The 13,928-nt window shown below is 75.5% G+C and carries 9 protein-coding genes; 5 read left to right on the forward strand and 4 right to left on the reverse strand.

The features are described from left to right. Positions 1-122: 122 nt before the first annotated feature. Entirely contained in the window at positions 123-1,109 is a 987-nt protein-coding gene (locus OO52_RS20640; RefSeq protein WP_030657243.1) for a hypothetical protein, read from the reverse strand. 301 nt (positions 1,110-1,410) lie between these two features. Between OO52_RS20640 and OO52_RS20645 the strand changes: the two genes are divergently transcribed. The 3 genes from OO52_RS20645 to OO52_RS20655 are packed head-to-tail and all read left to right on the forward strand — an operon-like array spanning position 1,411 to position 5,464. Then, positions 1,411-2,841: an FGGY family carbohydrate kinase gene (locus OO52_RS20645; RefSeq protein WP_030657245.1), complete on the forward strand. Its 1,431-nt coding sequence runs from the start codon at positions 1,411-1,413 to the stop codon at positions 2,839-2,841. Next, complete coding sequence (locus OO52_RS20650; RefSeq protein ID WP_030657248.1) at positions 2,838-4,241, forward strand: FAD-dependent oxidoreductase; 1,404 nt, start codon at positions 2,838-2,840, stop codon at positions 4,239-4,241. The genes OO52_RS20645 and OO52_RS20650 overlap by 4 nt, the downstream gene beginning before the upstream one ends. Then, positions 4,238-5,464 carry an NAD(P)/FAD-dependent oxidoreductase gene (locus OO52_RS20655; RefSeq protein ID WP_030657252.1) on the forward strand — a complete coding sequence of 409 codons (1,227 nt, stop codon included), beginning with the start codon at positions 4,238-4,240 and terminating at the stop codon, positions 5,462-5,464. The genes OO52_RS20650 and OO52_RS20655 overlap by 4 nt, the downstream gene beginning before the upstream one ends. Positions 5,465-5,491: 27 nt before the next feature. Here the strand turns inward: OO52_RS20655 and OO52_RS20660 are convergent, their stop codons facing one another. Further along, entirely contained in the window at positions 5,492-6,256 is a 765-nt protein-coding gene (locus tag OO52_RS20660) for a crotonase/enoyl-CoA hydratase family protein (RefSeq protein ID WP_030657254.1), read from the reverse strand. A 46-nt stretch (positions 6,257-6,302) separates the two neighbouring features. Beyond that, a complete protein-coding gene (locus tag OO52_RS20665; protein WP_051819020.1) occupies positions 6,303-7,268 on the reverse strand; it encodes a lysylphosphatidylglycerol synthase transmembrane domain-containing protein in 966 nt (321 codons plus the stop codon). Positions 7,269-7,358: 90 nt separating this feature from the next. On the opposite strand from OO52_RS20665, the gene OO52_RS20670 reads away from it, so the two are divergent. Further along, the gene (locus OO52_RS20670) at positions 7,359-9,341 is read left to right on the forward strand and encodes an ABC transporter ATP-binding protein (RefSeq protein WP_167347957.1); all 1,983 of its coding nucleotides are present in this window, start codon (positions 7,359-7,361) and stop codon (positions 9,339-9,341) included. A gap of 171 nt (positions 9,342-9,512) precedes the next feature. On the opposite strand, the gene OO52_RS20675 is transcribed toward OO52_RS20670, so the two are convergent. Next, positions 9,513-11,498, reverse strand: a complete 1,986-nt coding sequence (locus tag OO52_RS20675; RefSeq protein ID WP_030657260.1) for a HEAT repeat domain-containing protein — start codon at positions 11,496-11,498, stop codon at positions 9,513-9,515. A gap of 186 nt (positions 11,499-11,684) precedes the next feature. Here OO52_RS20675 and OO52_RS20680 point away from each other — a divergent pair, with 186 nt between their 5' ends. After that, entirely contained in the window at positions 11,685-13,868 is a 2,184-nt protein-coding gene (locus OO52_RS20680; protein WP_030657262.1) for an RICIN domain-containing protein, read from the forward strand. Positions 13,869-13,928: the final 60 nt, after the last annotated feature.

Consider the following 13,928-nt stretch of genomic DNA (forward strand, 5'->3'; position numbering starts at 1 on the left):
GGACCTCCTGGATCAACGGTTGTCGGACGGGCACGTGCAACGGGGTCGTTCAGGGGGCGGTGCGGGGGGTCTCGCGGCGGTGCGGAGAAGGGGTGTTCGGGCGCGGTGTGCGGGCGCGGTGGTCAGGGGCCGGAGCCCTCCGCCGCGGCCCGGCAGCGGTCCCGGGCCTGTACGAAGACCTCCACGGCGCGGCCCCGGTCCGGGGTGCGGTACATCCAGGGCGGCGGTGTGAAGTACGGGCCGATCGCCTCGAACACCCGCGCCGCTTCCGGGAACTGCAGGGAGCCCCACAGCGCGTGGGCCAGATGGTTGAGGTCCGGCAGCGCGCGCTCGGCGGGCTCCGTCCGCTCGAACCAGGAGTGCAGCGCGCGGCGCGCCTCGCGGGCCGCCTCCTCCACCACCCAGTGCAGATCCAGCGCCGCGTCGTGCCCGCTGTCCCGGCGGTAGCGCTCGACCCGGACGTACAGCGGCAGCAGGTGCAGCGCGGAGCCGGGCGGGGCCTGGCCGGCCGCCCACTGCGCGTACCCGGCGGCCTCCGCGAGCCGCCCCGAACCGCCCCGCGCGTACAGGAACTGGAGCATCCGGTGGTGGGCCTCACGGTTGAACGGGTCGCGTTCGCCGGCCTCGGCCAGCAGCCCCCAGGGGCCCGGCGGCAGCATCGGCTCGGGCGCGGCGGCCCGGTGCTCCTCCCAGCGCTGCTCCGGGTCGAGCTGGGCCAGCGCCAGCAGGCACACCCAGGGCACCGGGTCCCGCGGGGCGGCCACGGTCGCCGACTGGGCGGCGTCCCACGCCTCGATCCACAACTCATGGGTACGGCGGTGTCGTTCCCGCCGGGCCCGCAGCGCGCGCTCGACCCCGACCCGGGCGTGCATCACCACCGCGTGCGCGCTGTCCGGCTCCTCGGTGAGCCAGGCCCGCACCACGTCGGTGCCGGCCGCGGCCGCCGCCAGCACCTGGGTGCGCCGGGTCCACCGCGACCACCGCGTGGTCTCCGCGAGCAGGGTGCGCATGGCCATCCAGCGGCCGGTGCGCAGGTCCTGGAGCGCGGCGCGCAGCGCGTGGTCGGGGCCGGCGGGGTCGTAGGAGGGGCGGGCCCCGTCTCTGGCCATCAGCCGTCGGCCCCCGGCCACGGGCGCTCGGGCGAGGTGGCGGGGTGACGTCGCAACAGCCCTCCCCTGGGCGGTGATGAAGATGTCTCGAGGTGGTCGGCGGTCACTATAGAGGCGTGGGTCCCGCCGTACCATTGTTGCCAAGTCAACAACGGGTAGGGCGAGTTGACCGATGCGGGAAGACCTTGACTCGGGGCCCGCGGCGGCGGCAGGCTGGCGCGGTGATCTTCAGGGCCGGAGTCGAGGACGCGGGACGGACGCGGGCGCGGGGCGCTCGGCCCGCTCGCGCGGAGGAGACGCGATGACCGGGCCGGTGCTCGCCGTCGACCAGGGCACCTCCGGCACCAAGGCGCTCGTGGTCTGCCCCGAACGCGGCGTCCTCGGCGCCGGTTTCGCCGAGGTGCGCCCCCGTCACCTGCCCGGCGGCCTGGTCGAGGTGGACCCGGTGCGGCTGTACGACTCGGTGGTGGAGGCCGGCGGGCGCGCGCTCGCCGAGGCCGGTGAGGACGTCGTCGCGCTCGGCCTCGCCAACCAGGGTGAGACCGTCCTCGCCTGGGACCCGGACACCGGCCGCCCGCTGACCGACGCCCTGGTGTGGCAGGACCGCCGTGCCGAGACGGTCTGCGCCGGACTCGCCCCGCGGGCGGAGGAGTTGCGGGAGCTGACCGGCCTGCCCCTCGATCCGTACTTCGCCGCGCCGAAGATGGCCTGGATCCGCCGCCACCTCACCCGCGACGGAGTCGTCACCACCTCCGACGCCTGGCTGGTCCACCGCCTCACCGGCGCCTTCGTCACCGACGCCGCCACCGCCGGCCGCACCCAGCTGCTCGACCTGGACCGCGTCGAGTGGTCCCCGCGCGCCCTGGATCTCTACGGCCTGGCCGGTGAACGCCTCCCCGAGGTGACCGACACCGCGCAACGGGTCGGCACCACACGCGCGTTCGGCCGCGAGATCCCGCTCACCGGGCTGATCGTCGACCAGCAGGCCGCCCTGCTCGCCCAGCGCGTCACCGGGCCCGGCGCCGCCAAGTGCACCTACGGCACCGGCGCGTTCCTGCTCGCCCCCACCGGCGACCGCCCCCGGCGCGGCGGCTCCGGCCTGGCCGGCTGCGTGGCCTGGCGGCTCGCCGGACACACCAGCTACTGCCTGGACGGCCAGGTCTACACCGTCGCCTCCGCCGTCCGCTGGCTCACCGACCTCGGCGTCCTCTCCTGCGCCGCCGACCTCGACCCGGTCGGCGGCACCGTCCCCGACAGCGGCGGGGTCACCTTCGTCCCGGCCCTCGCCGGACTCGCCGCCCCCTGGTGGCGCGGCGACCTGCGCGGCTCCCTCACCGGCCTCGGCCTCGACACCACCGCCGGCCATCTGGTGCGCGCCCTGTGCGAGGGCATCGCCGCCCAGGTCGCCGAACTCGCCGACGCCGCCGCCGGCGACCTGGGCCGGCCCCTGACCACGCTCCGCGTCGACGGCGGCCTCACCCGCTCCGCGCTCCTCATGCAGACCCAGGCCGACCTGCTCCAACGCCCCGTCGAGGTGTCCGCGCTGCCCGACGCCACCGCGCTCGGCGCCGCCGCCCTCGCCCGCCTCGGCGCGGACCCCGGGCTGAGCGTCGCGGACGCCCTGCCCGACGGGAAACCCGCCGCCGTGTACGAGCCCCGCATCCCGGCCGACCAGGCCGCCGAACGCCGCGCCGGCTTCCGCGCCGCCGTCGCGGCCCTCCTCGGCACGTGACCGTCACCGTGGCCGGGCCGCTGCCCACGACGCCGTACGACGTGGCGATCGTCGGCGCCGGCGTCGTCGGCTGCGCCGTCGCCCGCGAACTCGCCCGCCACCCGCGCCTGCGCATCGCCCTGGTCGAGGCCCAGGACGACGTCGGCCAGGGCACCTCCAAGGCCAACACCGCGATCCTGCACACCGGTTGCGACGCGACCCCCGGCACCCTGGAGGCCCGCCTGGTCCGCGAGGGGTACGCGCGGCTCGGCGCCTACGCCGCCGAGACCGGCATCCCCGTCGAACGGGTCGGAGCGCTGCTGGTCGCCTGGGACGAGGAGCAGCTCGCCGCGCTGCCCCGGCTGGCCGAGAAGGCCGAGCGCAACGCCTGCCACGACACCGCCCTGCTGGGCCCCGACGAGCTGTACGCCCGCGAACCCCACCTCGGCCCCGGCGCCCTGGGCGCGCTGCACGTCCCCGGCGAGAGCATCATCTGCCCCTGGACGACGACCCTCGCGTACGCGACGCAGGCGGTCCGTGCCGGAGCCGACCTGCACCTCAACACCGCCGTGCACGACGTGACTTCGCCGGACGGACACCTGCTCACCACCAGCCGGGGCACCCTGCGCGCCCGCCACCTGGTCAACGCGGCCGGACTGCACGCCGACACCCTCGACCGTGCGCTCGGCCACGAGGACTTCACCGTCACCCCGCGCCGTGGCCAGCTCCTGGTCTACGACAAGCTCGCCCGCCCCCTCGTCCGGCACATCCTCCTGCCCGTGCCGACCGCCCTCGGCAAGGGCGTCCTCGTCGCCCCCACCGTCCACGGCAACGTCCTGCTCGGCCCCACCGCCGAGGACCTGCGCGACAAACGGGCCACCGGATCCACCGCCGACGGGCTGGCCGCGCTGCGGGACAAGGGCCGCCGTGTCCTGCCCGCCCTGCTGGAGGAGGAGGTCACCGCCGTGTACGCCGGGCTGCGCGCGGCCACCGGGCACGAGGACTACCGCATCACCGCGCACCCCGGGCAGGCGTACGTCACCGTCGGCGGTATCCGCTCCACCGGCCTGACCGCGTCCCTGGCCATCGCCGCCCACGTCACGGGCCTGCTGGCCGACGGCGGGCTCGACCTCGGGCCGGAACGGGAGCCGGAGCCGGTGACCATGCCCAACCTCGGCGAGGCCTTCCCGCGCCCCTACCAGCGGCCCGACCTCATCGCCGCCGACCCCGAGTACGGCACGCTCGTCTGCCACTGCGAGCGCGTCTCGCGCGGCGAGATCCGCGACGCCCTCGCCAGTACGGTCCCGCCGCGCAGCCTGGAGGGCCTGCGCCGCCGCACCCGCGCCCGGGCCGGCCGCTGCCAGGGGTTCTACTGCGGGGCGGCGGTACGGGAGTTGTTCGAGCGGGGGGCGAGGCCATGACGGCCCCGCGTCCCGTGGACGTCCTCGTCGTCGGTGCCGGGCCCGCCGGACTCGCCGCCGCCGCGCGGCTGGCCGCCGCCGGTGCCGGGCGCGTGGAGGTGCTGGAGCGGGAGACCCGGCCCGGCGGAGTGCCCCGGACGTGCGCGCACGGCGGCTTCGGCACCTGGACGCACCCGCTGACCGGCCCCGGGTACGCCCGTCTGCTCACGGAGGCCGCCGAGCGTGCGGGCGCCACCGTCCGGACCGGCGTGACGGCGCTGGACTGGGCGCCCACGGGACCCGTGCTCACCGCCGTCGGCCCCGGCGGCCCGGAGACCGTCCGGGCACGGGCCGTCGTCCTCGCCACCGGCGCCCGCGAACGCCCGCGCCCCGCCCGGCTGGTGCCCGGCACCCGCCCCGCCGGCGTCTACACCACCGGCGAACTGCAGCAGGCGGTCCACCTGTTCGGGCAGCACATCGGCACCCGCGCGGTCGTCGTCGGCGCGGCGGACGTCTCCTACGCGGCGGCCGGTACCGTCCGCGCGGCCGGCGCCCAGGTCGTCGCCCTCGTCACGGAACACCCCCGCGCCCAGACCGGCCCCGCCTGCGCCCGCGCGGCCCGGCTGCGCCACGGCGTCCCCCTGCTGACCGATACCACCGTCACCGAACTCCTCGGCCATGGACGGCTGTCCGGCGTCCGCGTCCGCCACCGGGACGGCCGTACGACCGTCCTCCGTTGCGACACCGTGGTCTTCACCGGCGATTTCGTCCCGGACCACGAACTGGCCCGGCGCGGCGGCCTCACCCTGGACCCCGGCACCCGCGGCCCCGCCGTCGCAGGCTCCCTGCACACCTCGCGCCCCGGTGTCTTCGCCGCCGGCAACGTCCTGCACGCCGTGGAGCCCGCCGGCACCGCGGCCCGCGAGGGCGCCCGGGCGGCCGGCGCGGTGCTGGACTTCCTGGCGGGCGCGCCCTGGCCGGCCCCCGGCGTACCCGTCACCGTCGAGCCGCCGCTGCGCTGGATCGCCCCGAACCGCGTCTCCCCGGGCGCCCCGCCGACCCGTCACGTCCTGCGCACCGCCACCCCCCTGCACCGCCCGGTCCTGTACGTCCACCAGGACGGCCGCCTCCTCCACCGGGAGCGACGCGCCACCGCCCTGCCCGACCGCACCCTGATCCTCGCCGCCCGCTGGCACGACCGCGTGGACCCCGGGGGCGGGGAGGTACGGGTGAGCACCGGCTGAGCGCGGGGCCGCCGGAGGGGCGGCGGTTCACGAGTCCGCGAACGACCCGTGCCGTCCGGCACCCGACGCGAACCGGGCGGCGCCCTCCGCGCCCTCGGCCAGCACGCCCATGCCACGCCGGAGTTCGCCGCGCAGCGCCGTCTCCTCGTCCTGCCCCTCCTGGTCCAGGACCGACGCCCGGTCACCGCGCAGGCAGGCCTGCGGGAAACGGGCGATCCGTGCCGCCAGCGCTTCCGCCTCGGCGCGCGCGTGTCCGGTGGGGACCAGCCGGTTCGCCAGGCCCATCTCGTAGGCCTCGCGGGCCGGGACCGGGCGGCCGGTGAGGATCATGTCCAGGGCCCGGCCGGTGCCGATCAGCCGGGGCAGCCGTACCGTGCCGCCGTCGACCAGGGGCACGCCCCAGCGGCGGCAGAACACCCCGAACACCGCGTCCTCCTCGGCGACCCGCAGATCGCACCACAGGGCGAGTTCGAGGCCGCCCGCGACCGCGTGCCCGGCCACCGCCGCGATCACCGGCTTGGACAGCCGCATCCGCGTCGGCCCCATCGGCCCGTCGCCGTCCTCCGCGGCCCGGTTGCCGCGTTCCGTGCCGATCGCCTTCAGGTCCGCGCCCGCGCAGAAGGTGCCGCCCTCGCCCCACAGCACCGCCACCCGGGCGCCGTCGTCCGCCTCGAACGCCCGGAACGCGGCGGCCAGTTCGGCGGCCGTCGGGCCGTCCACCGCGTTGCGGGCCTCCGGCCGGGAGAGGACGACCGTGGTGACGTACTCCCTGCGTTCTGTGCGGACCGGCACGGTGGGTGCTCCTTCTGGCGGGGGCGGCTCGAAGGGCCACTGTGCCTCAGATGACCTTCAGCCGCACCAGCGCGCCCAGCGTCAGCGCCCCCGGCACCAGCGGCAGCCACACGGTGATGATCCGGTAGGCCAGCACCACCGCCGTGGCCACCGCCGCCGGGCCGCCCACCGCGACCAGGGCCACGATCAGCGCCGCCTCCACGGACCCCAGCCCGCCGGGCGTGGGCACCAGGGCCGCCGCGACCGTCGCGGCGAGGTAGGCCAGCACCATGTGCGCGGGCGGCACCGGCAGCCGCAGCGCCTGCCCGACGGCCGCCAGTCCGGCCGCCTGGAGCGCCGGGAAGGCCAGCGAGCCGCCCCACAGCGCCAGGGCGCGGGCCGGCCGGGTGTGCACCGACCGGGCCTCGTCCAGGGCGTCCCGTGTGAACGCGGACACGCGCGTGCGCAGCGGTCGTACGAGCGCCGCCACGGCCCCCGCCACGACCAGCAGGCCGGCCGCGCCCAGCAGCAGCGGGAGCGCCGAGCCGTCCGGCAGCAGGAGGCCGAGTCGCAGTGCGTCCGGGAACGCGATCAGCAGCGCGGCGAGCAGCCCGAGCCGGCCCACGCACTCCGCCAGCAGGTACAGGGCGAGCGCGGCCGAGGAACGCGCCGGCGGCACCCCGCACACGGTCATGAAGCGCAGGTTCACGGCGCCCGCGCCGAGCCCGGTCGGCAGCAGGTGGTTGGCCGCGGCCGCCGCGAACTGGGTGGCCAGCAGCCGTCCCTTGGGCAGCGGCTGGAGCACCGCGCCCTGCCGGGTGACGGCGGCGGCCACCCAGGTCAGGCAGGTCGCCGTGGCCGCCGCGAGCAGCCACGGCCAGGAAGCGGTCCGCAGGTGGCCGAAGCCCTCGGCGAGGACCGAGCGGTGCCGTACGGCGGCCACGGCGACGAGCACGAGCGGCACCAGGCACAGCACCTGGCGGACGGGGAGGCGTCGGGGCGGGCGCCGGCGGGGGAGGGGGACGGCAGTCACATCCGCACAGGCTCTCCGGGGCGTCCCAACAGTGGGTGAACCGTCGCGGACATTGACCTCAACGAACCTTGAGGTTCTACGGTCTCTTCCATGAGTATGGAGACCACCGCCTGGACGCAGCTGCACAGCGTGATGAACGCGCAGTCCGAGCGTCGCCCGTTCGCCCGCGCCACCCTGCGCCGTATCGCCGCCTTCGCCCGCCCGCACCGCGCCGGCATCGTCCGGTTCGTGCTGCTCGGGGTGGTGACCGCCCTGCTCGCGGTCGCGACCCCCGTGCTCGCCGGCCGCGTCGTCGACGCGATCGTGGCGGGGCACGACTCCGGCACGGTGGTCCGGCTCTCCCTGCTCATCGCGCTCGTGGCGCTCGCGGAGGCGGGGCTCGGCATCCTCGGCCGCCGCCTGTCGTCGACGCTCGGGGAGGGACTCATCCTCGACCTCAGAACGGCTGTGTTCGATCATGTGCAGCGCATGCCTGTCGCGTTCTTCACACGTACGCGTACGGGCGCGCTGGTCAGCCGTCTCAACAACGACGTGATCGGTGCCCAGCGGGCCTTCGCCAACACCCTCTCCGGCGTCGTCAGCAACCTGGTCACCCTGCTGCTCACGCTCGCCGTGATGCTCACCCTGTCCTGGCAGATCACCCTGCTCGCGCTCGTCCTGCTGCCGGTGTTCGTGCTGCCCGCCCGCCGCATGGGCAGCCGGATGGCCCGCATGCAGCGCGAGGCGGCGGCACTGAACGCGGCCATGGGCACCCGGATGACCGAGCGGTTCTCCGCCCCCGGCGCCACCCTGGTCAAGCTGTTCGGACGCCCGGAGGAGGAGTCGGCGGAGTTCGCGGCACGGGCCGCCCACGTCCGGGACATCGGCGTCCGCACGGCGACGGCCCAGTCGGTCTTCATCACCTCCCTCACCCTGGTCTCCGCCCTCGCCCTGGCCCTCGTCTACGGCCTCGGCGGCTGGTTCGCGCTGCGCGGCACCCTGGAACCCGGTGCGGTCGTCTCCCTCGCCCTGCTGCTGACCCGTCTGTACGCCCCGCTGACCGCGCTCGCCGGGGCCCGGGTCGAGGTGATGAGCGCGATCGTCAGCTTCGAGCGGGTCTTCGAGGTGCTCGACCTCAAGCCGCTCATCGCCGAGAAGCCGGACGCCCGCGAGGTCCCCGACGGCCCGGTCGCCGTCGAGTTCGACGACGTCCGCTTCTCCTACCCCGCCGCCGACCAGGTCTCGCTCGCCTCCCTGGAGGAGGTCGCCGCGCTCGACACCCGCGGCGGCACCGAGGTGCTGCGCGGCATCTCCTTCCGCGCCGAACCCGGCCGGACCGTCGCCCTCGTCGGCTCCTCCGGCGCCGGCAAGTCGACCATCGCCCAGCTCCTGCCGCGCCTGTACGACGTCGACGCGGGCGCGGTCCGCGTCGGCGGCGTCGACGTCCGCGACCTCACCTTCGCCTCCCTGCGGGCCACGCTCGGCATGGTCACCCAGGACGGCCACCTCTTCCACGACACCGTCCGCGCCAACCTGCTGCTGGCCCGCCCGGACGCGGGTGACGACGAGCTGTGGGACGCCCTCGGCCGGGCCCGCCTCGCCGACGTCGTCCGGTCCCTGCCCGACGGCCTGGACACGGTCGTCGGCGAACGCGGCTACCGGCTCTCCGGCGGCGAACGCCAGCGCATGACCATCGCCCGGCTGCTGCTCGCCCGCCAGCGGGTGGTCATCCTGGACGAGGCCACCGCCCACCTGGACAACACCTCCGAGGCTGCCGTCCAGGAGGCGCTCACCGAGGCCCTGGAGGGCCGCACCGCCGTGGTCATCGCCCACCGCCTGTCCACGGTCCGTGCCGCCGACCAGATCCTGGTCGTGGAGTCCGGCCGGATCGTGGAACGCGGCACGCACGAGGAACTGCTGGCGGCGGAGGGCCGGTACGCCGAGCTGTACCGCACGCAGTTCGCGGGGCGCGGCGAACCGACGGAGACGGCGGAGACGGCGGAGACGGCGGAAACGGCGGAAACGGCGGAAACGGCGGAGACGGGGGCGGTCGAGCCGGGGGCCGTGGAGGCGGGGGCGCCCGCGGCGGGGTGAGGGCGCGCCCGGGTCGTCACGAGACGGCGCAGGGGGGTGACGGGGGTCGAGCGAGGCCCGTCGGTCACCCCACCGGCGCCCGGGCCCCGGTGCGGGGCACCCTCGCGCGGTCGTGGCAGGTGGCGCACGGCCGGAACAGCCACCGCGGAGCCCTGGAAGGGACCGCGCTTCTCACCCCGCGCGCCCCTCGGTGAGCAGCGCGTCGACGGCGGCCCGGATCTCCTCGTCCTCGACGAAGCCCCGCCAGCCGCCGGAGCGGCGCAGCCGCTCGTCGCGGTCCGGCACCCCGCGCAGCAGGTCGGCGGCCGGCCGGGCGGCGGGGCCGATGCGGGCCAGGTACCGCACCGCGGGGAGCATGACCGGCAGGTACGCGCCCTCGGCCAGGTCCCGCACGGCCGAGGTCAGCACCGGCACCGTGTGCGCGGTGTCGCCGGTCGCCGCCCACAGGGCGTGGGCCGCCTCGACGCGGACCCAGGGCTCGCGGTCGGCGGTCAGCGCCCGGAGCCGGTCCGCCCAGGGGGCGGCGTGCGGGCCGAGGTCGGCCAGTCGGCACAGGGTGCGGTGCGGGAGGTGCCCCGTAACGGTGGGCCCGAGCCGTTCCAGGAACGGGCCGGGTTCGCCGGTGACCTTCCAGTACGCCCAGGCCGCCAGGTCCGCGTCCGCGCCGTCGCCGGCCGACCGGGCCGCCAGCGGTTCCCTCGCAGGGGAGCCCGCCCGGCCGACGCCCGCCAGGGCCGTCGCCGCCGCCGTCCAGGTCCGGTCGTCCGCAAGGAGGCCGAGCAGCCGTGGCACCGCCGCCTTTGCCACCGGACCCCACGCGGCGACGACCTGGCAGAGCCCGCGCAGCAGTTGGGGCTCCGTCGCGGTGTCCAGCCGCTCGCGGAGCGCCGGCAGCAACTCCTCGGCGTGGTCCGCCACAAGCACCAGGACCTCGTCCGGCGCGGGCAGCGCCACGGTGTGCCAGTCCTCGGCGGGAAAGTACGCCGAGCCCTCCGTGAACCCGGAGCGTTCGCCGGTCAGCAGCCCGGCCAGGCCCGGCACGCAGCGGGGGTCGTTCATCCGGGCCAGCGCCCACACGGCGGCCTCGGCGACGGTCTCGCGCCCCCGGGTGGACCGGGTGCCGGTGTCGTCGAGCAGCGCGGCGACCTCGTCCGCGTGCGCCGCGGCGGCCGGGCCCAGACAGGCGAGCAGCTCGGCCGCCCGGTAGCGGACCTCGGGGGAGGGGTCGTCCAGCCGCGCGGCGACGGCCGGCAGCAGCACGGCGGCCGGGGAGCGCCGGCGGGCCAGCTGCGCACCGGCCTGGGCCAGGGCGCCGATCCGCTGTTCGTCGTCGGGATGGTCCGCGAGCAGGCCGAGGGTGAAGTCGCGGGACGGTGCGGCGAAGAGCCCGGCGGTCCAGTGGTGGACGCCCTGCACCCCGGCCTCCACCGTGCTGCTGTGGCGCCACAGGGCGACGCCGGGATCCCGTACCGCGTGCAGCAGCAGGTCCAGCCGGCGTGCGGGCAGCCCCGGATCGGCGGGCGCGAGGGCGTGCACCGCGGCCAGCCGGAGCTGGGCCTCGGGGTCGTCGAGCAGGTCGCTCAGGAGGCGGCGGGCCTCGTCGGCGTGGGCTCCGGCCGGTTCGCGCAGGGCCGCCCGGCCGAGGGCGAGGACGAGGTCAAGACGGGTCACCGGGTCGGCCTCCGCCCGCCAGCGGCGCAGCAGCGCGGGCAGGGTCAGCTCACCGGGGCTGGTGCAGGACCCCACCACGTCGGCGGCGGCGCGCCGGATCACGGGGTCGGGATCGTCCAGCAGGGCGAGTACGCCGGGGAGCGCCGCCTCCCACGCCGGCGGCCAGCCGGGGTCCAGGAACCGGTCGGCGACCCGCCCGGCCTCGTGCGCCAGCACGGCCACCAGTTCCAGCAGCCCGCGCCGGCACGGCACGTCCGGCCGCGCGGCCAGGCGGAGCAGGAACGGCAGCGCGACCGGGGCGGCCGGGCAGATCCAGCCGCCCTGGTGGAAGAGCAGGTTGAGCAGGTCGGACGACGCGTCCTCGGCGTCGTCCGGGTCCGGCCCGGCACACCGCCGCAGTAGATCCGGCACGTCGTCGGCGGACCCGTAGTTGTGCTCCAACGCCGCCCAGTCCACGGCCTCCAGGGCCTGCGGTTGTTCCCCCACGCGCCCGACCCTACCGGCATCGGCAATCGCTCCGGGCTCCGGGCGCGGTTTCCCGTTCCACCCCTTGACGGCAGTGGTCCGTACCTTTAGTTTCACGCCTTAAACAAAGCCCCGCAGGTCCCAACGGCCGAATGTCCCCCGGCTGTTGGGTCTGCGGTCCCCCCACCCGAAAGGCCACCCGCCCATATGGCCAGACCTCTCCCGGCGGCGGGCTCGCTCGCCGCTCTGTCCCTCGCCGCGACGCTGCTCGCGGCGGCACCCGCGCCCGCCGCCACCGCGGGGGCCGCCGTCCTGCCCACGGGCTTCGCCACGGTCGTGAACGCCGCGAGCGGCAGGTGTCTCGACGCCAAGGCCGCCGCCACCGCCAACGGCACCGCCGTGCAGCAGTACGCCTGCAACGGCACCACGGCCCAGCAGTGGAGCTTCACCGACGCCGGCGGCGGCTACGTCCGCATCAACAACCGCAACGACACCAACCAGGTGGCCGACGTCGCCGACGTCTCCACGGCCGACAACGCGCCGGTCCACCTGTGGAGTTACGGCGGCGGCGCCAACCAGCAGTGGCTGCCCGTGGACGACGGCGGCGGCGCCTTCCACTTCGTCAACCGCAACAGCGGCAAGTGCCTGGACGACCCCGGCGCCTCGCTCGCCGACAGCGTGCAGTTCGTGCAGTACACCTGCAACGGCACCGCCGCCCAGCGCTTCCAGGTGGTCCCCGTGACCCAGTCGACGAGCAACCCCGACCTCGGCCCCAACGTCGTCGTCTTCGACCCGTCGATGTCCTCCTCGACCATCCAGGGCAAGCTGGACACGATCTTCAAGCAGCAGGAGACCAACCAGTTCGGCTCCCAGCGCTACGCCGTCCTCTTCAAGCCCGGCGCCTACAACGCCAACGTCAACGTCGGCTTCTACACCCAGGTGCTCGGCCTCGGCCTGACCCCGGACGCGGTGACGGTCAACGGCGCGGTGCACGCCGAGGCCGACTGGTTCCAGGGCAACGCCACCCAGAACTTCTGGCGCGGCGCCGAGAACCTGTCCGTCAACCCCACCGGCGGCGGCGACCGCTGGGCGGTCTCGCAGGCGGCGGCGTACCGCCGGATGCACCTGCGCGGCAACCTCGCCCTGGACGACGGCGGCTGGTCCTCCGGCGGCTACCTCGCCGACAGCAAGGTCGACGGACAGGTCAACTCCGGTTCGCAGCAGCAGTGGCTGACCCGCAACTCCCAGCTCGGCAGCTGGACCGGCTCCAACTGGAACATGGTGTTCGTCGGCAGCCAGGGCGTCCCGGCCACCAGCTTCCCGAACCCGCCGTACACCACCGTCGCGCAGAGCCCGGTCACCCGGGAGAAGCCGTTCCTGTACGTCGACGGCTCCGGGAACTACCAGGTGTTCGTGCCGTCCGTGCGCACCAGCTCCACCGCGACGAGCTGGGCGGGCGGCAGCCCGGCCGGCACCTCGCTGCCACTGAGCCAGTTCTACGTCGTCAAGCCCGGCGCCACCGCCGCACAGATCAACGCGGCCCTGGCGGCCGGCCAGAACCTGCTGGTCACGCCCGGCGTCTACCACCTCGACCAGACGTTGCAGGTGACCCGACCGGACACGGTCGTCCTCGGTCTCGGACTCGCCACCTTCGTCCCGGACAACGGCGTCACCGCGATGTCCGTCGCCGACGTCGACGGCGTGAAGATCGCGGGCCTGCTCTTCGACGCCGGCACCACCAGCTCGAAGACCCTGGTCGAGGTCGGGCCGGCCGGCTCCACCGCCTCCCACGCGGCCGACCCGACCTCCCTGCACGACGTGTACTTCCGCGTCGGCGGCGCCGGCGTCGGCAAGGCCGCCACCAGCCTCGTCGTCAACAGCGACAACGTCATCGGCGACCACATGTGGATCTGGCGCGCCGACCACGGCAGCGGCGTCGGCTGGACCAGCAACACCGCCGACACCGGCCTGGTGGTCAACGGCGACGACGTGACGATGTACGGGCTGTTCGTCGAGCACTTCCAGAAGTACCAGACCGTCTGGAACGGCAACGGCGGCCGGACGTACTTCTACCAGAACGAGATGCCGTACGACCCGCCGAACCAGGCCGCCTGGATGAACGGCTCCACGCAGGGCTACGCCGCCTACAAGGTCGCCGACTCGGTCACCAGCCACCAGGCGTACGGCCTCGGCAGCTACTGCTACTTCAACGTCAACCCGAGCGTGACGGCCGCCCGCGCCATCGAGGCACCGGACAACCCGAACGTCCGCTTCACCAGCATGGTGACCGTCTCCCTCGGCGGCACCGGCACCATCAGTCACGTCATCAACAACACCGGAGGACCGTCCAACGCGACGACCAACGTCGCGAACCTCGTCCGCTATCCGTGAGCGAAGGAGATGACCTTCCGGACGTGTGACCCGGCGTGACCTGGATACGCGGTCTGCACG

Origin of the sequence: Streptomyces flaveolus (assembly GCF_000716535.1) — a bacterium.
In the GTDB taxonomy this organism is placed as follows: domain Bacteria; phylum Actinomycetota; class Actinomycetes; order Streptomycetales; family Streptomycetaceae; genus Streptomyces; species Streptomyces flaveolus_A.